The 20563-nt window shown below is 68.6% G+C and carries 19 protein-coding genes; 9 read left to right on the top strand and 10 right to left on the bottom strand.

What is annotated here, in order from left to right; genetic code table 11:
* Positions 1-42: 42 nt before the first annotated feature.
* From HGB51_RS10360 to HGB51_RS10345, 4 genes are read left to right on the top strand one after another with little or no spacing between them, the layout of a single operon-like run.
* Positions 43-291, top strand: a complete 249-nt coding sequence (locus HGB51_RS10360) for a hypothetical protein (protein WP_070209106.1) — start codon at positions 43-45, stop codon at positions 289-291.
* A 60-nt stretch (positions 292-351) separates the two neighbouring features.
* A complete protein-coding gene (locus HGB51_RS10355) occupies positions 352-1269 on the top strand; it encodes a bestrophin family protein (protein WP_070209107.1) in 918 nt (305 codons plus the stop codon).
* Positions 1270-1291: 22 nt separating this feature from the next.
* Positions 1292-2281: a porphobilinogen synthase gene (gene hemB, locus HGB51_RS10350; RefSeq protein ID WP_070209108.1), complete on the top strand. Its 990-nt coding sequence runs from the start codon at positions 1292-1294 to the stop codon at positions 2279-2281.
* Positions 2282-2315: 34 nt separating this feature from the next.
* Positions 2316-2585 carry an SHOCT domain-containing protein gene (locus HGB51_RS10345; protein ID WP_070209109.1) on the top strand — a complete coding sequence of 90 codons (270 nt, stop codon included), beginning with the start codon at positions 2316-2318 and terminating at the stop codon, positions 2583-2585.
* A gap of 177 nt (positions 2586-2762) precedes the next feature.
* Here the strand turns inward: HGB51_RS10345 and HGB51_RS10340 are convergent, their stop codons facing one another.
* Positions 2763-3626, bottom strand: a complete 864-nt coding sequence (locus HGB51_RS10340; RefSeq protein WP_070209110.1) for a TolB family protein — start codon at positions 3624-3626, stop codon at positions 2763-2765.
* A gap of 53 nt (positions 3627-3679) precedes the next feature.
* On the opposite strand from HGB51_RS10340, the gene aroE reads away from it, so the two are divergent.
* From aroE to dinG, 3 genes are all read left to right on the top strand, one after another.
* Positions 3680-4522, top strand: a complete 843-nt coding sequence (aroE, locus tag HGB51_RS10335; protein ID WP_070209111.1) for a shikimate dehydrogenase — start codon at positions 3680-3682, stop codon at positions 4520-4522.
* Positions 4519-4872, top strand: a complete 354-nt coding sequence (locus HGB51_RS10330; protein WP_256123632.1) for a hypothetical protein — start codon at positions 4519-4521, stop codon at positions 4870-4872. Before aroE ends, HGB51_RS10330 begins: the two co-directional genes overlap by 4 nt.
* Before the next feature lie 108 nt (positions 4873-4980).
* On the top strand, positions 4981-7083 hold the full coding sequence (dinG, locus tag HGB51_RS10325; RefSeq protein WP_070209112.1) for an ATP-dependent DNA helicase DinG: 2103 nt from the start codon (positions 4981-4983) through the stop codon (positions 7081-7083).
* 113 nt (positions 7084-7196) lie between these two features.
* Here dinG and ilvD read toward each other — a convergent pair whose 3' ends face one another.
* Positions 7197-9029, bottom strand: coding sequence for a dihydroxy-acid dehydratase (gene ilvD, locus HGB51_RS10320; protein ID WP_070208209.1), 1833 nt, complete (start codon positions 9027-9029; stop codon positions 7197-7199).
* A 190-nt stretch (positions 9030-9219) separates the two neighbouring features.
* Between ilvD and HGB51_RS10315 the strand changes: the two genes are divergently transcribed.
* Positions 9220-9783: a DUF1190 domain-containing protein gene (locus HGB51_RS10315; RefSeq protein WP_070208210.1), complete on the top strand. Its 564-nt coding sequence runs from the start codon at positions 9220-9222 to the stop codon at positions 9781-9783.
* Between the two features lie 4 nt (positions 9784-9787).
* Positions 9788-10966, top strand: coding sequence for a glutathionylspermidine synthase family protein (locus HGB51_RS10310; protein ID WP_070208211.1), 1179 nt, complete (start codon positions 9788-9790; stop codon positions 10964-10966).
* Here HGB51_RS10310 and HGB51_RS10305 read toward each other — a convergent pair whose 3' ends face one another.
* The 8 genes from HGB51_RS10305 to mnmG all read right to left on the bottom strand — a co-directional run bounded on the left by HGB51_RS10305 (position 10967) and on the right by mnmG (position 20272).
* Positions 10967-12265, bottom strand: coding sequence for a DUF58 domain-containing protein (locus tag HGB51_RS10305; protein ID WP_070208212.1), 1299 nt, complete (start codon positions 12263-12265; stop codon positions 10967-10969).
* Positions 12262-13263 carry an AAA family ATPase gene (locus HGB51_RS10300; RefSeq protein WP_070208213.1) on the bottom strand — a complete coding sequence of 334 codons (1002 nt, stop codon included), beginning with the start codon at positions 13261-13263 and terminating at the stop codon, positions 12262-12264. The genes HGB51_RS10305 and HGB51_RS10300 overlap by 4 nt, the downstream gene beginning before the upstream one ends.
* Positions 13260-14435 carry a DUF4350 domain-containing protein gene (locus tag HGB51_RS10295; protein ID WP_070208233.1) on the bottom strand — a complete coding sequence of 392 codons (1176 nt, stop codon included), beginning with the start codon at positions 14433-14435 and terminating at the stop codon, positions 13260-13262. The genes HGB51_RS10300 and HGB51_RS10295 overlap by 4 nt, the downstream gene beginning before the upstream one ends.
* The gene (locus HGB51_RS10290; RefSeq protein ID WP_070208234.1) at positions 14432-16048 is read right to left on the bottom strand and encodes a DUF4129 domain-containing protein; all 1617 of its coding nucleotides are present in this window, start codon (positions 16046-16048) and stop codon (positions 14432-14434) included. The genes HGB51_RS10295 and HGB51_RS10290 overlap by 4 nt, the downstream gene beginning before the upstream one ends.
* Positions 16038-17030: a stage II sporulation protein M gene (locus HGB51_RS10285; protein ID WP_070208214.1), complete on the bottom strand. Its 993-nt coding sequence runs from the start codon at positions 17028-17030 to the stop codon at positions 16038-16040. The genes HGB51_RS10290 and HGB51_RS10285 overlap by 11 nt, the downstream gene beginning before the upstream one ends.
* Positions 17027-17716 (bottom strand): RDD family protein, encoded by a 690-nt coding sequence (locus tag HGB51_RS10280; RefSeq protein WP_070208215.1) that lies wholly within the window; start codon positions 17714-17716, stop codon positions 17027-17029. Before HGB51_RS10280 ends, HGB51_RS10285 begins: the two co-directional genes overlap by 4 nt.
* Positions 17717-17801: 85 nt before the next feature.
* Entirely contained in the window at positions 17802-18335 is a 534-nt protein-coding gene (locus HGB51_RS10275; RefSeq protein WP_070208216.1) for a gamma carbonic anhydrase family protein, read from the bottom strand.
* Between the two features lie 47 nt (positions 18336-18382).
* Positions 18383-20272, bottom strand: a complete 1890-nt coding sequence (mnmG, locus tag HGB51_RS10270) for a tRNA uridine-5-carboxymethylaminomethyl(34) synthesis enzyme MnmG (protein ID WP_070208217.1) — start codon at positions 20270-20272, stop codon at positions 18383-18385.
* Between the last annotated feature and the right edge of the window lie 291 nt (positions 20273-20563).

Here is a 20563-nt window from a genome sequence, read left to right as displayed (position 1 = left end):
TCGCTACGCTGCGGCCAGCATTTCAAGCAGGGGGAGCGGGACATGGGATTGATCAGTCTGTTGTGGGGCGTGCTGGCACTGTTGTGGATGATCCTGGCGCTGATTCCGCTGCTCGGCTGGGGCAACTGGTTCCTGATCCCGTTCGCCGCGGTGGGCGCGGTGATCGGCGCGCTGGGCATCCTGTTCACCCACCCGACCAAGCGCGGCCGTGCGTGGACCGGCCTGATCCTCAACGCCGTGGTCGTAGTGGTAGGCATCGTCCGCCTGTCCATCGGCGGCGGCGTGATCTGACTGCGACACCCCGTCGCACCCTCCGGGTTGTCGCACCCAAGGGCGTAGAATGACCGCCCCATGATCATTCGTCCCCGCCCCCACGGCTGGCAGCTGCTGTACATCCTGCGCGGCTCCATCGTGCCTGCCATCGCGCCCAAGGTCGCCGCCATCTTCGTGCTGGCCGTCGCCGTGGCCGCCTTTGCCGAGCTGGCCCACCCGCCGGGCATCGAGCGCGTTTCGGTCGCACCGTTCACCCTGCTGGGCCTGGTGCTGTCGATCTTCCTGAGCTTCCGCAACAACGCCTGCTTCGACCGCTGGTGGGAAGCGCGCAAGCTGTGGGGCCAGCTCATCTTCGAAGCGCGCAGCCTGGCCCGCCTGTGCACCACGCTGCTGGCCGGCCAGCCGCAGCGCGCCGCGCGCATCTGCCGGCTGTGCATCGGCTTCGCGCACGCCCTGGCCGCCCGCCTGCGCGGCCAGGACGCGGCGCTGGCCGGACTGCCGTGGGTGGGCGAGGCCGACCGCGCGCGCTACGCGCAGCGCCAGAACATGCCGGACCAGCTGCTGGCGATGATCGCCGCCGAAACCACCGCCGCGCTGCGCGCCGGTGAGATCGACTCGATCCTGTTCGCCCAGTTCGAAGCCCGCCTGCATGCGCTGTCCAGCGTCCAGGCCGGCTGCGAGCGGATCCTGCTGACCCCCCTTCCGTTCGCTTACACCCTGCTGCTGCACCGCTGCGCGTGGATGTTCTGCGTGCTGCTGCCGTTCGGCCTGGCCAGTTCGCTGGGCTGGGCCACCCCGGTGGTGTCGGCGGTGCTGGCCTATGCCTTCTTCGGGCTGGACCAGCTGGGCGAGGAAATGGAGGAGCCGTTCGGGCTGGAGCCCAACGACCTGCCGCTGGACGCCATGGTGCGTACCCTGGAAATCGACCTGCTCGACAGCCTGGGCGAGCGCCCGCTGCCGGAACCCCTGCAACCGCAGCGCTACCTGCTGCAGTAACCGACCCTGTCTGGAGCATCCCATGGCCCACCCCGACTACCGCCCCCGCCGCATGCGCCACGACGAGTTCTCGCGCCGGCTGATGCGTGAGAACACGCTGACCACCGACGACCTGATCTACCCAGTGTTCGTGCACGAGCTGGCCGGGCGCGCGCCGGTGGCCTCGATGCCGGGCGTGGAGCGCCTGTCCATCGACGAGCTGTTGAAGGTGGCCGAGGAAGCGCTCGAGCTGGGCATTCCGGTGATCGACCTGTTCCCGGTGATCGACCCGGCTGGCAAGTCGCTGGACGCCGCCGCCGCGTGGGATGAGAACGGCCTGGCGCAGCGGGCGATCCGCGCGCTGAAGTCGCGCTTCCCCGAGCTGGGGGTGATGACCGACGTGGCGCTGGACCCGTACACCACCCACGGCCAGGACGGGATCATCGACGACAAGGGCTACGTGCTCAACGACATCACCGTGGCCGCGCTGGTCAAGCAGTCGCTGTCGCATGCCGAAGCGGGCGTGGACATCGTCTCGCCCTCGGACATGATGGACGGCCGCATCGGCGCGATCCGCCGCGCGCTGGACGCCGGCAACCACGTCAACGTGCGGATCATGGCCTACTCGGCCAAGTACGCCTCGGCGTTCTACGGTCCGTTCCGCGACGCGGTGGGCAGCTCGGCCAGCCTCGGCAAGGCCGACAAGAAGACCTACCAGATGGACCCGGCCAACGGCGACGAGGCCCTGCGCGAAATCGCGCTGGACCTGGAGGAGGGCGCGGACATGGTGATGGTCAAGCCGGGCATGCCCTACCTGGACCTGGTGCGCCGGGTGAAGCAGCAGTTCGGCGTGCCGACGTTTGCGTACCAGGTGAGTGGCGAGTACGCGATGATGAAGGCCGCCTTCGCCAATGGCTGGCTGGACGAGCGCGCCTGCGTGCTGGAGTCGCTGATCGGGTTCAAGCGGGCGGGTGCCGATGGTGTGCTGACCTATTTCGCGCCGCAGGTGGCGCGTTGGCTGCGCGAACGCTGACAATACGCGCCAACAGGAATCGAGGACGACGACGATGCAGACGATGGGATGGGTACAGTGGCTGACCTGGGGCACCGGGGTAACGGTGTTCGCGGTGGTGATCGCCCTGGTCATCCGCAGCGCGGTGCGTGCGTCCAAGCGCGCGCCGGAGCAACCCTCGGCGGCCGCCCGCCTGGCGCGTGAAGCCAACCTGTCGCCGGCCGTGCAGGCCAACCTGGCCGCATTGAACCGGCGCAAGGACAACGGCGAGATCAGCGAAGCCGAGTACGAACAGCAGCGCGCCGCGTTATTGCGCGCGACCTGAACAACGCTCGCAGGACCGGTAGGGTCGGTTCCCAAACGACCGCCGACAGCATTGATCGGCGCTGGGACGCATGACCCTCAACGGAGATGCCTCTCCGGTGAGGTCATGCCCAACCGCATCGATCTACATCCATGGCGGTCGATTGGGATGCGACCCTACCGACGCTGGCCATCGCGATCAATGGCAAACCACCCCCGGCGCCCGCATCCGATAAAGATCCAACCCCCCCGCCTTCGGCGACCGCGCCTGCCCGGCCACCACCAGCTCCCCGGGCTTGGACGCATCCACCACCGGCGCCCCGGTCTGCCCCTCGGCGGTATTGAACGACAGCCCCAGCGGCACCGCCGCCTGCGCATGATCGCAGCCCACCACCCACACCTGCGAATGCCCATCGGCCACGCGGGTCAGCGCCAGCGCCCCGTCGTTCCCCAGCCACTCCGCACCCAACTCATCGGCCGCACTGTTCAGCGGCGCCGGCAACGCCGAGGCCTCCGCAAATCCGGTACCCGCCACCTCGGCCCGATACAGATCAAACCCGCCCTGGCCCCCCTTGCCATTGCGCGCGAACAACAGCACCCGCCCATCCGGGCGCAGGGCAGGGCGACGCTCGTCCGCACGTGTGTTGATCGACGCCGGTAGCGCCGCCACCGGACCAAACCCGCCGTCCGCCAGCACCGCCAGCCGGTACAGGTCGAATCCCCCGCGTCCACCCGGCCGGTTCGAGGCGAAAAACAGGTCTTTCCCGTCATGGCTGAAATAGGGATCGGTTTCGTCCGCGCCGGTGTTCACCGCCAGCGGCTCCGGGTCCTGCCAGCGCCCATCCCGCAGGCGGGCCTGCCACAGGTCCCAGCCCCCGTCGCCGCCGGCCCGGTCGCTGGCCCACACGATCCGCTGCCCGTCGGGTGAGATCGTGGCCTGGACTTCATTGGCCTTGGTCGAGACCACGCCCATGCCCTCGATGCCGAACTCGGAAAGCGCCATCGCGCCCGGTGCGAAGAGTAAACTCAGGCTCAGCGCGAGCAGAGACAAGGGAGTGCGCATAGTCGCTTCCATTGGGGTTTGCGTTTCAATCCAGGCCGGAGTTTAAGACACCCATGACCGCCCGTTACGCCGTATTCGGCCAGCCCATCGCCCACTCGCTGTCGCCGCACATCCACACCGCGTTCGCGCGCCAGGAAGGCATCGCGATGGAGTACGAGGCCATTGAAGCCAGTGCCGCCGAGTTCCCGGCCGTGCTTGAAGCGTTCGCCGCCAACGGTGGCATGGGCGCCAACGTGACCGCGCCGCTGAAAGAAGTGGCGTTTGCGCTGTGCAGGACCTTCACCTCGCGCGCCAAGCTGGCCGGTTCGGTCAACACGCTGCTGCGCAAGGGCGACAGCTGGCACGGCGACACCACCGACGGCGTCGGCCTGGTGCGCGACCTGACCGAGCGCCATCTGCTGGACCTGCGTGGCCGCCGCGTGCTGCTGCTGGGCGCGGGTGGCTCGGCACGCAGCGTGGCCCCGGCCCTGCTCGATGCCGGTATCCTGGAGTTGATGGTGGTCAACCGTACCTCCGAGCGCGCCGACGAACTGGTGGACGCCATCGGCGAACCCGGCCGCGCCAAGACCCGGCGCTGGGAAGACCTGCACGAGCTTGGCGACTTCGAGCTGATCGTCAACGCCACCTCGGCCGGCCGCGACCCCACCGCCAACTTCGTGTTGCCGATGTCGCTGGTCAACAGCATGACCACGGCGGTGGACCTGAACTACGGCGAGGCCGCCATTGCCTTCCTGGCCTGGGCCCGCGCAATGAACTGCCGGAACATGGTCGATGGCTTGGGGATGCTGGTGGAGCAGGCCGCCACCAGCTTCCAGCAGTGGCACGAAGTGCGTCCGGAGACCGACCCGGTGTACGCCGAGCTTCGCGCCCGCCACGTGCTGGCAGGCGCCGAGTGAATCTGGACCTGCTGCTCAGCCTGCTCGGCATGGCCGCCGTGCGGCTGCCGCTGCTGATCGCGCTGGGGATCTCGCTGGTGTGGGTGGTGGACACCCCGCGCGGCGCGATCCGCAGCGTGGCGCTGTGGGCGTTGGCGCTGCTGGCGGTCAGCACGTTGGCCGGGCTGGTGCTGAACATCGTGCCCACGTACCTGGTCCAGCAGGGCAGCTACGGCAACGTGCAGATGCTGTCCGCATGGCTGCGCGGCGGCCACTTCGCGCTCAGCCTGGTCAATGCGCTGGGCATGGTGCTGCTGGTCTGGGCCATGACCCGCGCCCTGCGCAACCGCAGCGCGCCACCGGCGCCCTGATCAGGGCGACCCCGGTCACGGATCTGAACCGGCGCGGAAAACTCTGCGCCGGTCCCGGCCCCCGGACATGAGAAAATACCCGCCTGATCCAGGCAGGACCCCTCCGGCGTGACCGAAAAAGTTGAAGCCCCGCGCGCGCTGAACGACGAGCTCAAGACCGTCATCCGCGATGCCTACGCCAAGCTGCAGGCCAATACCCCCGGCTTCAGCACGCGGCGTTCGCAGAGCCAGATGATCGGCGTGGTCTCGCGTGCGCTGTCGCAGAGCGGCGGCGTGGGCGTGGTTGAAGCGCCCACCGGCGTCGGCAAGAGCCTGGGCTACCTCACCGCCGGCGTGCCGATTGCGCTGGCGACCAAAAAGAAGCTGGTGATCAGCACTGGCACCGTGGCGTTGCAGTCGCAGCTGGTCGAGCGCGACATCCCCAACTTCCTCAAGGCCACCGGGCTGGACGCCACCGTCGCCCTGGCCAAGGGCCGCACCCGCTACCTGTGCACGCGCAATGCCGCTGAAGCCCATGGCGACGGCGCCCAGGAAGGCATGTTCGAGGACGAGCAGCCGCTGTTCGACCGCCCGCTGGCGCCGATTGAAATGGACCTGGCGCAGAAGCTGAGCAAGGACTTCGTGGAAGGGCGCTGGAACGGCGACCTGGACAACGCGCCGGACACCATCAGCCCTTCGCTGCGCTCGCGCATCACCACCCCGGCCTCGGGCTGTGCCGGGCGCAAGTGCGCCTACTCGGCGCAGTGCGCGGTGCTGCGCGCGCGCAACACCGTGCGCGACGCGCAGATCGTGGTCACCAACCACGCCCTGCTGCTGTCGGCGCTGTCCATTGGCGAGAGCGACAACGGCCAGCCGTTGATCGCGCCGCCGTCGGACATGCTGCTGGTGCTGGACGAAGGCCACCACATCGGCAACGTGGCCATCGACCAGGGCGCGGCCAGCCTGGCCCTGGACGAAATGGCCAAGCGCACCGGCCGCCTGCAGATCCTGATCGCCGCCGCCTACCGCGCGGTGGACAAGGACAAGCTGGGCAACCTGCTGCCGAACGAGGCCATCGACGTGGCCGCGCGGGTCAGCAAGCAGCTGCGCGCGTTCCGCGACGTCATCGACCGCAGCTGGCAGCCCGACCCGACCGCGCAGGAGCCGATGTGGCGCGCGCCGAACGGGCGCCTGCCGGACATCTGGATGGCCGACATCGAAGCGCTGGCCGACGACACCCGTGCGCTGTTCAACTGGGCCCATGCCGCGCAGTCGCAGGTGGCCAAGGGCAAGCCCGAAGACGCCGCGCGCGAACGCCTGCAGCGCACCCTGGGCATGGCGCTGGAGATGATCGAGCAGCAGCACAACCTGTGGACGGCCTGGCGCCGCGAGGACAAGGACGGCCAGCCGCCGACCGCGCGCTGGGTCACCCTGTCGCGCGATGGCGACCTGATCCTGCATGGCTCGCCGGTATCGGCCGCCAACGTGCTGCGCAAGCTGCTGTGGGACGAAGTGGATTCGGTGGTGATGACCTCGGCCACGCTGACCGGCGGCGGCGATTTCCAGGCGCTGGCGATCGACAACGGCATTCCGCAGGAAGCCGAAATGGTCTCGCTGGCCTCGCCGTTCGACCTGCCCAACCAGGCCGAACTGATCGTGCCGAACTTCCCGGTGACCCCGGACGACCGCGACCGCCATCCGAAGGAAGTGGCCAAGTACCTGGTCAAGGAACTGGACTGGAGCAAGGGCAGCATCGTGCTGTTCACCTCGCGCTGGAAGATGGAGAAGGTGGCCGAACTGATGCCGGCCGCGCAGCGCAAGCAGGTGCTGGTGCAGGGTGAGACGGCCAAGCAGAAGATGATCGACGAACACCTGCGGCGTACGGCGGCGGGCGAGGGCTCGGTGCTGTTCGGGTTGAACTCGTTCGGCGAAGGCCTGGACCTGCCGGGCGAAGCCTGCACCACGGTGGTGATCACCCAGGTGCCGTTCGCGGTACCCACCGACCCGCAGACCTCCACGCTGAGCGAGTGGTTCGAGAGCCGTGGGTTGAACGCGTTCAACCTGATTGCGATTCCGCATGCGCTGCGCACGCTGACCCAGTTCGCCGGACGCTTGATCCGTACCTCCACAGACACCGGGCGGGTGATCATCCTGGATTCGCGGTTGATCAGCCGGCGATATGGCAAGCGCATCATCGATGCGTTGCCGCCGTTCAAGCGGGTGATCGGGTAACCGGACGGTGCATGCAGTGCGTGGGACACGCATGGCGTGTCGCTACGCGGTGGCGCGCCGGTTGCGGGATGGCTCAGACCGCGTAGTGACACGCCATGCGTGTCAACGCGGTGTCACACCTTGCTCAAATCCCGAACCGCACCCTTGTCCGCACTGGTCGCCAACAACGCATACGCCTTCAATGCGCCGGTCACCTTGCGCGGCCGCGCCTCACGCGGCTGCCAACCCAGCGCATCCTGCTCCGCACGCCGTGCCGCCAGCACGCTCTCATCCAGCAACACATCGATCCGCCGCGCCGGAATATCGATCCGGATCCGGTCACCATCGCGCACCAACCCGATGGCGCCACCCGCCGCCGCCTCCGGCGACGCATGCCCGATCGACAACCCGGAGGTACCGCCGGAGAAGCGCCCATCGGTGAGCAGCGCGCACTGCTTGCCCAGGCCCTTGGACTTCAGATAACTGGTCGGGTACAGCATCTCCTGCATGCCGGGACCCCCGCGCGGGCCTTCGTAGCGGATCACCACCACGTCGCCTGCCTTCACTTCATCAGCCAGGATTCCCTGCGCGGCCGCATCCTGGCTTTCAAACACGCGCGCGTTGCCTTCGAACACATGGATGGACTCATCCACGCCAGCGGTTTTCACCACGCAGCCATCCTCGGCCAGATTGCCGCGCAGCACCGCCAACCCGCCATCGGCCGAATACGCATTGGCGACATCCCGGATGCAGCCCTCGGCGCGGTCCACATCCAGCGACGGCCAGCGCGTCGCCTGGCTGAACGCCACCTGGGTGGGAATTCCGGCAGGGCCGGCCTTGAAGAATTCATGCACGCCGGCATCGTCGGTCACCGCCACGTCCCAGCGCGCAATCGCGTCGGCCAGGGTGCGGCTGTGCACGGTCGGCACCTGCGTATGCAGCAGCCCGCCGCGCGCCAGCGAGCCCAGGATCGCGAACACGCCACCGGCGCGGTGCACGTCTTCCATGTGGTACTTCGGCGTGTTCGGCGCCACCTTGCACAGCTGCGGCACGCGCCGTGACAACGCATCGATGGCATGCAGGTCGAAGTCCACCTCCGCCTCCTGCGCGGCCGCCAGCAGGTGCAGGATGGTATTGGTGGAACCGCCCATCGCGATGTCCAGCGTCATCGCATTCTCGAACGCATCGCGGGTGGCGATGCCGCGCGGCAATGCGGTGGCATCTTCGGCGCCGTACCAGCGATGGCACAGCTCCACCACCAGCCGCCCGGCGCGGCGGAACAGCTGCTCGCGGTCGGCATGGGTGGCCAGGGTCGAGCCGTTGCCCGGCAGGGACAGCCCCAGCGCTTCGGTCAGGCAGTTCATCGAATTGGCGGTGAACATGCCCGAGCACGACCCGCAGGTGGGGCAGGCACTGCGCTCGTACTCGGCCACCTTCTCGTCGGAGGCACTGGCGTCGGCGGCAATCACCATCGCGTCTACCAGGTCCAGCTTGTGCTCGGCCAGGCGGGTCTTGCCCGCTTCCATCGGCCCGCCGGACACGAACACCACCGGAATGTTCAGCCGCAACGCGGCCATCAGCATGCCCGGAGTGATCTTGTCGCAGTTGGAAATGCACACCAGCGCGTCGGCGCAGTGCGCGTTGACCATGTACTCCACCGAGTCGGCGATGATCTCGCGGCTGGGCAGCGAATAGAGCATGCCGTCGTGGCCCATCGCGATGCCGTCGTCCACCGCGATGGTGTTGAACTCCTTGGCGACCCCGCCCACCTGTTCGATCTCGCGCGCCACCAGCTGGCCCAGGTCCTTGAGGTGTACATGGCCGGGCACGAACTGGGTGAATGAATTGGCGATGGCGATGATCGGCTTGTGGAAGTCCGCATCGGTCATGCCGGTGGCGCGCCACAGGGCGCGGGCACCGGCCATGTTGCGGCCGGCGGTGGAGGTACGGGAGCGGTATTCAGGCATGGGGGCTGGCAGGATCTGGCGGGCCGTGGGGGCGCGTTGCCACTCGATTCTGCCGAAAAAATCCGGTTGCGTTTGCAACCGAACGGGCACGGCATCCTGAAACGCCGTTCATCTTTTCGACTTTGCCGGTTTTGGTTGTTGGCCCCGATCAGGCATGATTGAGGGGATGACTGACAGGGGGCACGCCGCCATGAAACGTTCCAGGACCACCGCACTGCTGCTGATGAGCGCCGCACCGCTGCTGTTCACCGCCTGCTCCAAGCAGGAAGGCGTGCAGACGCAGGAGGGGCTCTACACCTCGGTGGAGGCCTGTGCCGAAGCCACCGGCGACCCCTCCAGCTGCCGTACCGCCTTTGCCGAAGCGCAGAAGCAGTCGGCCGACGCGGCGCCCAAGTACGCCTCGCGCGCCGAATGCGAAGCCGATTACCCGGCCGAGCAGTGCAAGCAGCAGACCACCTCCACCGGCCATTCGTTCATCGGGCCGATGATGATGGGCTTCTTCATGTCGCAGATGCTCAGCAACCGTGGCGCCGGCCTGGCGCAGGCTCCGGCGGCGTCGCCGGCCTACCAGGACAAGGCCAACGGCTGGGCGCGCCCGGCCCCGGGCGGCAGCGGCGGCCTGAACACCGCCAGTGGCATCGGCGCCGGCAAGGCCGGCCTGGCCCCGGTCAACGCCACCCCGAACCGTGCCGTGACCGCCAGCCGTGGCGGCTTCGGCAACACCAGCAGCAGCCGCAGCAGCTACGGCGGTTGATCCAATGAAGCGTGTGCGTATCGACGAGCGCAGCCAGTGGCGCGCTCGTGCGGCCGAGTCCGGCTTCCGCTTCCACACCATCGACGGGCTGCCGTACTGGGATGAAACCGCTTACTACGCGTTCACCCTGCGCCAGATCGAAAACGACATCGAAGACCCCAGCGCCCAGCTGCATGCGATGGCGATGGACCTGGTCGACGAGGTCGTGCGCAGCGAACAGCTGATGGACCAGCTGGCGATTCCGCCGGCATTCCGCGACTGGATCGCCGACAGCTGGCGCCGCCGCGAACCGCACCTGTATGGCCGGCTGGACTTTGCCTACGACGGCACCGGCCCGGCCAAGCTCTACGAGCTCAATTACGACACACCGACCTCGCTGTTCGAGGCGTCGTTCTTCCAGTGGCAATGGCTGGAAGACCAGCGCAACCAGAACCGCCTGCCGCCGCAGGCCGACCAGTTCAACGCGATCCATGAAGCGCTGGTGGACCGGTTCGCCGAACTGAGCGCGCAGCTGCCGCCGCCGCTGTACTTCAGCGCGGTAGGCAGTTCGGAGGAAGACCAGGGCACCGTGGCGTACCTGCGCGACTGCGCGGCCCAGGCCGGGTTGCGTGGCGAGGCGATCGCGATCGAAGACATCGGCCTGTCCGAAGACGGCCGCTTCACCGCGCTGGACGACACCGTCATCGGCAGCCTGTTCAAGCTGTACCCGCTGGAAGACCTGATGACCGAGTCGTTCGGCCAGGCGCTGCCCACCTCCGGCGTGCAGCTGCTGGAACCGGCGTGGAAGGCGATTCTCAGCAACAAGGGCGTGCTGCCGCTGCTGTGGCAGCGCCACCGGGGCCATCCCAACCTGCTCGCGGCCGAGTTCGACGACGGCAGCGCGCTGCCCGCCGGTTGGGTGCGCAAGCCGCTGTTCTCGCGCGAAGGTGCGAACGTGGCCATGCACCTGGCCGACGGCAGCTGGCAGGAAAGCGAAGGCCCGTACACCGGCCCGGCGATCCGCCAGGCCGCGCACCCGCTCACCGCGTTCGACGGCGGTTACCCGCTGATCGGCAGCTGGGTGGTCGGCGACCACGCCTGTGGCATGGGCATCCGCGAGGACAACAGCCGGATCACCCGCGACAGCGCCCGCTTCGTACCGCACGCGATCATCGACGAAGCACCCACGCGCATTTACGTCTGATCACAACAATCCATCGCGCTTCACCGCCAGGTAGCGTTCCACCAACGCTCCCGGTAGTGCATCCGCAGTCACATCCAGCACCATCACCCGATGGCTGCGCAGCGCTTCATGCGCGTCATTGCGCTGCTGCAGATAACGCGCGATCGCACCCGCCTGCGTGGCGTCCTGCAGCGTTTCCACCTCCTGCTCCAGCGCCACGTCCAGCTCGCGCTCGCGCAGGCTGGCCACGCACACCAGGTGCTGGCGCTGCAGCAGGCGCACCGCCACCAGCAGGTCTTCAATGTCTTCGTCGCGCACGTTGGTGACCAGCATCACCAGTGAGCGCCGGCGCTGGCGCAGGCTGAGTTCGGTAGCCGCCGCCAGGTAGTCGGTCGCCACCGGCTGCGCCTGCAGGTCGTAGCTGGCGCGCAGCAGCGCGTCGATCGCGCCCATGCCGCGCTGCGGTGCCACCCAGCGGCTTTCGCCGCCGGCTGCAAACAGGCCCACCCCGTCGCCTTGGCGCAGCGCGAGGTAGGACACCACCAGCGACGCGTTGAGCACGTGGTCGAAATGCGAGATGCCACCTTCGCTGGCCATCATCCGTCGGCCGGTGTCGATCATCAGCACCAGCTGCTGGTTCTTCTCGTCCTGGTACTCGCGCGAGATCAGCTTGCGCGCGCGTGAGGTCGCCTTCCAGTCGATCTGGCGCAGGCTGTCGCCGATGCGGTACTCGCGCATCTGGTGGAAGTCGGTACCTTCACCGCGACGCCGCTTGAGGTGCGCGCCGACCAGCCGCGAGGCCTGTTCGGCACTGAACAACGCAAAGCGGGTCAGTGGTGCGAAATTGGGATACACGCGTACCGTCAGCGCCGGTGGCAACACGCGTCGCTGGCGCCACAGCCGCCACGGTGCATGCACGCGCAGGTGCACGCCTTCGAACTCAAAGCGACCACGCGCGGTCGGCGTGAGCGTGTACTCCACGCTGCTGGCCACCAGCGGCTTGAGCGTGAGAGCACGCGGCAGGCCCTGCAGTGCCCACGCACCCGGCACCAGGTCGAACACGTCCACGCGCTGGCGGCGGCTGGATTCAAACCGCAGCGTGGTGCGCCGTTCCACGTTCAACGCCAGCGCCTCGGGCAGCTCGCGCTGCACGGTGGGCGAAGGCTGCGCGCGCAACCGCAACAGATCGATCAGCGCCACCACTGCAATTGCAGCGGCGGTAGCCTGCCACGCCCACAGGGGCAGCAACCCGAACGCCACCGGCAGGCCGAGCAGTCCCCAGCCCACCAGCAACGCCAGCAGCAGCGGGCCTGGCCTCATTTGCGCGGCGCTTCCACCTTGGCCAGCAACGCGGTCAGTGCATCGTCGGCCGACTGGCCTTCGATCTGCAGCTCCGGGGCCAGTGCAATGCGATGGCGCAGCGCCGGGCGGGCCACTTCGCGCACGTCATCGGGGGTGACGAAGTCGCGCCCGGACAGGACCGCCTGGGCGCGCGCCGCACGCACCAGCGCGATGCTGCCGCGCGGGCCGGCGCCGAGTGCGATACCGGGGAAATGGCGGGTGGCGGCGACGATGCGCACCGCATAGTCCACCACCTCCGGATCCACCGTGATCGCCGCGGTGGCCTGCTGCAGCGCGATGACCTCGGCGGCGTTGAGCACGCGCGGCACCTGCGACAGGTCGAAGTCGGACGCGCTGCGCCCGGTGGTAATCGCGTCCACCATGCGCTTCTCGTCCTCCAGCGCCGGGTAGTCGATGATCACCTTGAGCAGGAAGCGGTCCAGCTGCGCTTCGGGCAGCGGGTAGGTGCCTTCCTGCTCCACCGGGTTCTGCGTGGCCAGTGCCAGGAACGGCGGACTCAGCACGAACGCCTTGCCTTCGATGGTGACCTGGCCTTCCTGCATCACTTCCAGCAGCGCCGACTGGGTCTTGGCCGGGGCGCGGTTGATTTCGTCGGCCAGCAGCAGGTTGGTGAACACCGGGCCGCGCCGGATCTTGAAGCTTTCCGACTTCGGGTCGTACACCGCATGCCCGCTGACGTCGCTGGGCATCAGGTCGGGGGTGAACTGCACGCGCCCATAGTCCAGCTCCAGGGCCTGCGCCAATGCGCGCACCAGCAGCGTCTTGCCCAGCCCGGGTACGCCTTCGATCAGCACGTGGCCACCGGCCAGCAGCGCGATCAGGATCTGGTCGAGCACCTCGGCCTGGCCGATGAAGGCGCGGCCGACGGCCTCGCGCACGGCATCGACACGCTCGACCAGGCTCTGGCCGGTCAGCGCGGGAGGGGACAGCGGCGGCGGAACGGTCGGCTCGGTCATAGCAGGTTTCTCATCTGGATCAGCAGGCGGATGCGGTCACGCAGGGCGGCGACATCCTTCGATGCCGGCACCTGCAGGGCGGTCTGGACGCGGGTGTGTGGCCACTGCAACAGGGTGGCGATGGCGTGCACCTGCGCTTCGCCGCTCAACGCGGCGGCGGTCGGCGCGCGCCGGCGTAGCCGCGCCAGGAAAGCACGGCGCACCGCGTCGTACAGCAGCGGCGCCTTGCCATAGCGCAGCAGGTGTTCGCCGCTGCCGTGCACGTGTTCCAGCAGCGAGCGGCGCTCGGTGGCCGGCGCCGGCAGTTCGCTGCCCAGACGCTGCGCGCGTTGCCACAGCCAGCCGAGCAGCGCCAGCAGCAGCGGCACCCAGACCGGCCAGCCCTGGTAGAAGATCCGCGACCACAGGGTCGGCGGGCGCGAGCCGTAGATCAGCCACACGGTGCCCTTGCCGTAGTTGGGCTCGAGCAGGTAGCGGGTCAGGTCGCGGTGGGCGGTGTCGTGCAGGCCGTCGGCCAGGCTGCCCTTGGGGTCGTCCACGGTGAAGCTGCGCGGCGTGCCCTTCAGGAACTCCATGTCCGACAGCACATCGATGGTGCCGGTCCCTTTGCGCAGGCGGACGAACACCAGCCCGTCGTCGTCGCCCCACTCGCGCTCCACACGGACGCCTTCCGGCGGGTCGATGCCGAAACGCAGGCCTGCGCAGAACTCGGAGTGGCCCGGGTCGTCGGCCACGTGGAACGGCTTGCACACGCCCTCGTAGTAATCGGTGTCCACGCCCAGTGCATCCAGCAACGGGCCCTGCGCGGTGTCCTCGTCCCTGTAGGGCGAGGAGGTGCGCAGCAGCAGATGGCCGCCGCGTTCGACCCAGGCCAGCAGGGCCTGCGCGGTAGGCCCGGGTACATCCACACTGTCCTGCAACAGCAGCACCGTGTCGCCCGGCGTGAGCTGCATGCGCGGCAGGTCGATGCGCGGGCTGCCGTGCGTGGTGAGGCCGTCGGCGCGCAGCGCCTGGCCCAGCACGTACAGCGGGTTGTAACTGGCCTCACCCTGCGGCGGCAGGTGTTCGGTGTGGCTCACTTTTTCGTGCGTGCGCAGGAACACGATCGACAGCGGCACGCCGATCGCCAGCAGCACGCCCAGCACCAGCAGCCAGCGCAGGCGGGCGCTCATGCGCGCCACCGGAACTGCGACTGCAGGGTGCTGGCCAGGTTCTCGAAGTCATCCGGCTCCGGCAGGCGACCGGCGTAGGCCGCGTACTGCCAGACCCGCACCACGCGTGCGAACAGGGTGCGGTCGGCCTCGTCCGGCATGCGTCGCGACGCACGCAGGCACTGCGACTCCGTCGCGCCCGGCGGCAGCACCACCCCGGCGCGTTCGCTCATCGACTCCACGCTGGCGCGGTACAGCAGGGCCAGCGCCTGGCGTGGGCGGCCCTGCTGCCACAGGTCGCGCGCGCGCGCGGCCGGATCCGGCGGAATCACCTCGGGCAGTTCCACCGCTTCTTCCACCACCGCGCCTTCCGTTCGGTGTCGGCGTGTGCCGGTGCCGCGCAACCAGCGCAACCACCAGGGGGAAGTGACCAGCAGGAACAGCACCAGCGCGCCGACCAGGCCCCACAGGAGCCATTCGGCGATCTGCGCCGGCAGGCGCGGGCCCTTGGCGTACGGGTTGGCGTCCTTGTTCCTGTCTTTCTCGCGCTTTTTCTTCTCCTTCTCCGCATCGCTCAGCGTGCGTTCCCAGCGACTGACCTCGCGGGTGGGCGTCACCAGCGGATCTTCATAGGCGCGCTGCACGGCCTGGCGGAAGCCGGCGGTGTCGGGGGCGCCGCCGAAGATGACCGCCGGGGTGTTGGAAGGATCGTCCGCCGGTACGCCTTCGGGAATGCCTTCATCGTCCGCGTCCGGATCGGCGTCTTCATGGAAACCGTCCGGCGTACCGCAGCTGGGTGCCTCATCGGACGCCTGCGCATGCAGCGCACCCATCGGCCAGCACAGCACCAGCGCCAGCACCAACAATGGCGCGGCCTGCTGCAGGCGTTCGCGCAGGCTGCGGAACGCGATCTCCACGTCCCAGGCTTCCATCTCGGTGCGGCGGTTGAGGTACAGCGCAAAGCCGGCGCCGGCGTAGAACGGCCCGATCAACGTGGCCGCCAGCCAGAACAGGAAATTCACCCCCAGCTTCGCCCAGGCCGGCATGTCCTGGCGCACCATGTCCCACGCCGCGCGCCACGAATCGGAGAGCAGCTCCAGCGGCACGAACAGGAAGATCGCCGCGATGCAGCCACTGACGATCACCACCTCGAACACCATGCACATGAAAGTAAGCAGCACCGCGTGTCCGAACGTGCCGCCCAGCACCGCGCGGCGCCGCACGCTGCGCTGCGTGGCATCGCTGCCTTCGAGCAGGTTCACCGGCAGCAGCAGGGAGCGGAACGGACTGAAGCGGCGCCAGCCCAGGTAGCCCCAGAAGCCGCGCCAGCCCCAGTGGCGCTGCGCGCGCAGGGTCTGCAGCGGGCGTGGCTCCTCGCCGAACACGCCCCGCGACATCACATACAGTGCGATCCGGTCGGAGATCGGCTTGAGCCACCACATCAGCAGCCAGGCCCAGCCGAACGCATCGGCCCACCAGGCCGCGGCGTTGACCAGCGCGAACAGTGGCAGCGACACGCACACCAGCGGCAGCCAGATCGCGCGCGAATGGCGGCGCACCAGTGCGGTGCCCAGTTCCATCGCTTCCCACTCCGAGCGCGCGCGCAGGGTGACGTTGAGCTGGTCAATCCGCATCGCCGGCTCCGCGTCCACCGCGCCACAGCCACACCAGCACGCCCATCCACAACACGGCGGCCACGCTGTACTTGCCCCACGCGGGGACTTCGGCAATGGACGACCAGAACGCTTCGATGAAGGCGGCCACCAGCAGCATCGCCGCCACCCCCAGACACAGGCGTGCGCCGATGCGGCCACCGTCGACCAGCGCGTCGATACGTCGGCGCCGTCCGGGCGCGAGCAGCTTCATGCCCAGCTGCAGGCCGGCACCGCCGGCAATCACGATCGCGGTCAGCTCGAACGCGCCGTGGCCGACCACGAAGCGCCAGAACGGATCGCCGTGGCCGATGTGCTGCAGGTGGCCGGCGGCGGCGCCGATGGTGAGCCCGTTGAACAGCAGCACCAGCACCGTGCCCAGTCCGGCCAGCAGGCCGCTGGCGAAGGTGCGCAGGCCGATGCTGATGTTGTTCATGATGTAGTAGCCGAACATCATCCAGTCGGTACCGCTGTCCCGCCCCAGGTGCGGGGAGGACGGGTCGTACATGCGTTCCATGGAGGCGATCTGGGCGTTGTCCATCAGCAGGTGGACCAGTTCCGGGTGCCACTGCAGCAGCGCGAAGCTGCCCACCAGCGGCACCACGAACAGCGCGGTGGCCACCCACATGCTGCGTGCCTGGCTGCGCACCAGCAGCGGGAAATCGGCCAGCAGGAATTCCAGCGCACGCCGCCAGCGCGGGGGCGGGGTGCGGTAGAGCACGCCGTGGCCCTGCTGCATCAGCAGCTGCAGGCGCGCCACCAGCTGTGGGCTGTAGCCGCGCCGACGGGCAAGCGCCAGTTGCTGGCACAGGCGCCGGTAGCGCTGTGGAAAATCTTCGTCGTTGAGCGTGGTCGGGTCCAGGGTGTTGCGCGCGTGCCGCGCACGGTCGCCACGCAGCGCGAACCAGCGCTCCAATGCCTGCCACTCGGCCTGGTACCGGGCCACGAACTGTTCCTGCCTCATCGGCGCCCCAGCAGCCAGTTGGCCATGGCATACAGGCGCAGCACGCCGACCTGGCCCTGGCCGCCGCTGATCGGTGCGGCCACCGCGGCCAGTTCCTGCTGGCGCGGGCCGGACAGCCGCGGCGCGCGCTCGGCAAAGGCGACGATCGCAGCCTGTTCGGCCGGCTGCAGCGGCTGCGGCGGGGCCAGCACGGTGTCGATGGCCACGCTGCCCGGGAGTGGCCGGGCGCTGTCGTGCACCACCACGGTGCCGGCCACCAGGTCGCCGAGGCGGCGACCGTTGCGGTCGAACAGGCTCGACAGCAGGCCCAGCGCGTAGGCGAACGGCAGCATGTCCACGGTGCGCAGCAGGTTGCGGGTGATGGCGGCCATCCAGCCGATCGGTGCGCCGTCCTGCGCGACCACGCGCAGCCCCAGCACGCGCTTGCCCACGGTGCGGCCCCACAGGGCTTCCTGCACGATGGTGTAGGCCCACATCAGCAGGAACATCAGGCCCAGGTACAGGCCCTGGCCGAACTCGCCCAGCACGGTGAGCGGAATGCTGAGCAGCATCAGCGCGCCGACACGGATCACGAAGTCGATCGCCCAGGCCAGCGCGCGCGGCACCGGGCCGGCGGCGGGCAGGTGCAGGGGCACGCCTTCGGGCGTGATCACTTCACGGTAGGTATCCAGCATGGGCGCGCTCATGCGCACACGTCACTCCGGACGGCTGCCAACGGCATGCGGTTCTCGACGGCTTCCTGGGTCGGGTGTCGACTGTACCGCGCGCCGCTCACATTCCCAAATACTTGTCCTTCAAGCGCACATAGTGGTCGGCCGAGTAGTGCAGCGACTCGATCTCCTGGGCGCTGAGCGTGCGCACCGGGCGCGCCGGGTTGCCCACCCACAGCTCGCCTTCGCCGACCAGCTTGCCCGGCCCGATCACCGCGCCGGCCCCGACGAAGCTGTGCCGGCTGACCGTGGCCCCGTCCAGGATGCAGGCGCCCATGCCGATCAGGCTGTACTCGCCGATGGTGCAGGCATGGATGATGGTGCCATGGCCGACGGTGACGCCTTCGCCGATCAGGGTCGGGTAGCCGCCCTTGTTGTACGGGCTGTGGTGGCTGACATGGATGATGGTGCCGTCCTGGATGTTGCTGCGCGCACCGATCCGCACATGGTTGACGTCGCCACGGATCACCGTGCCGGGCCACACCGACACGTCGTCGCCCAGCACCACGTCACCGATGATCGTGCAGGCCGGGTCGATATAGGCGCGTTCGCCAACGACGGGGAACGTGTCAAGAAAAGGACGAAGAGAAACCATGGGAAGAGGTCCGGTAGAGCCACGCCCTGCGTGGCTGAAACAATCAATCAGGCGACGCGAACACGCCGCGCGCGCTCCAGATGCACCAGCAGCAGCGAAATCGCCGCCGGGGTCATGCCCGGAATGCGCTGTGCCTGCCCAATGGTCTGCGGCCGCACCCGCTCCAGCTTCTGCTGCACCTCGGCCGACAGCCCGCGCACGCCCGCGTAATCGAAGCCGGCGTCGATGACCGTGTTCTCATGGCGCTGCTGGCGCTCGATCTCCTCGCGCTGGCGGTCCAGGTAGCCGGCGTACTTCACTCCGATCTCCACCTGCTCGGCCACCTTCGCATCGTCCACGCCCGGGCCCAGCGAGGGCACCTGCATCAGCTTGGCGTAGTCCAGTTCCGGACGCTTGATCAGGTCCAGCACGTTGGTTTCGCGGCTTACCGCCACGCCCAGCGTGGCCTCCACTTCGCGACCCAGCGCGTTGGCCGGCGTGGCCCACAGCGCACGCAGGCGCGCCGACTCCTGCGCCACCGCTTCCTGCTTGGCCTGGAACGCAGCCCAGCGGCGGTCGCCGACCACGCCCAGCTCACGACCGATCCCGGTCAGGCGCACGTCGGCGTTGTCTTCGCGCAGCTGCAGCCGGTACTCGGCGCGGCTGGTGAACATGCGGTACGGCTCGGTGGTGCCGTGGGTGATCAGGTCGTCGACCAGCACGCCCAGGTAGGCCTCGTCGCGGCGCGGGCACCAGCCGGCCTGGTCGCGTACGCGGCGGGCGGCGTTCAAGCCGGCCAGCAGGCCCTGCGCGGCCGCTTCTTCATAGCCGGTGGTGCCGTTGATCTGCCCGGCGAAGAACAGTCCCGACACCGCCTTGGTTTCCAGCGTGTTGTTCAGTCCGCGCGGATCGAAGAAGTCGTATTCGATGGCGTAACCCGGGCGGGTGATGTGCGCGTTCTCGAAACCGCGGATGCTGCGCACCAGCGCCAGCTGCACATCGAACGGCAGCGAGGTGGAAATGCCGTTGGGGTAGATCTCGACGACGTCCAACCCTTCGGGCTCGACGAAGATCTGGTGGCTGGCCTTTTCGGCGAAGCGCACCACCTTGTCTTCGATCGACGGGCAGTAGCGCGGGCCGATGCCTTCGATCTGCCCGCTGTACAGCGGCGAGCGGTGCAGCGCGCTGCGGATGATGTCGTGGGTGTGCTCGCTGGTGTGGGTGATCCAGCAGCTCACCTGTTGCGGGTGCTCGTCCACGCTGCCCAGGAACGACATCACCGGGCGCGGATCGTCGCCGGGCTGCTCCTCCATCACGCTGTAGTCCAGCGAGCGGCCATCGATGCGCGGGGGCGTGCCGGTCTTGAGCCGGTCGATCGCGAACGGGCGCTCGCGCAGGCGCGCGGCCAGGGTGGTGGCCGGCGGGTCGCCCATGCGGCCGGCGGCGTACTGGGTCTGGCCGACATGGATCTTGCCGGCCAGGAAGGTACCGGCGGTCAGTACCACCGCCGGTGCGTTGAACTGCAGCCCGGTCTGGGTGATCACCCCGCGCACCGCGTCGCCTTCAATCACCAGGTCGTCCACGGCGGCCTGGAACACGGTCAGGTTCGGCTGCGCCTCGACCATGCCGCGGATCGCCATGCGGTACAGATTGCGGTCGGCCTGGCAGCGGGTGGCGCGCACGGCCGGGCCCTTGGAGGCGTTGAGCGTGCGCCACTGGATGCCGGCGCGATCCGCGGCATGCGCCATGGCGCCGCCCAGCGCGTCGATCTCCTTGACCAGATGGCCCTTGCCGATCCCGCCGATGGCCGGGTTGCAGCTCATCGCGCCGATGGTTTCCACGTTGTGGGTCAGCAGCAGGGTGCGTACGCCACTGCGGGCAGCCGCCAGCGCGGCTTCGGTGCCGGCATGGCCGCCGCCGATCACGATGACGTCGTAGCCGTAGAAAGAATCGGTCATGGGGGTGCTCGGAGCAGGGCCGGAACGGCCCGGATCAGCCCTGGGGCAGGGCGCGGGCGACAATTTTAGCGCCGTTCGGAGCGCTTCCCTGAATGGGGGTATGCAAAAAAATCCGCAATTGGCCCTCAAGTTGGCACGTTATCTGCAGATAACCCAATAGCACCCAGGATGGCAGGCGCCGTCAGGCGCTACGGATCGGAATTGGAACAGGGGCTGATCCATGCGCATCCCGGGGAAGCAGAGGGGCCGGCAGTCGGGGGACTGTCGGCCCTGTTTTTTGCCTCACCCTAC

Source organism: Stenotrophomonas bentonitica, from assembly GCF_013185915.1.
GTDB classification, from domain to species: Bacteria; Pseudomonadota; Gammaproteobacteria; order Xanthomonadales; family Xanthomonadaceae; genus Stenotrophomonas; species Stenotrophomonas bentonitica.
This window is presented reverse-complemented; position numbering and strand designations above follow the sequence as displayed.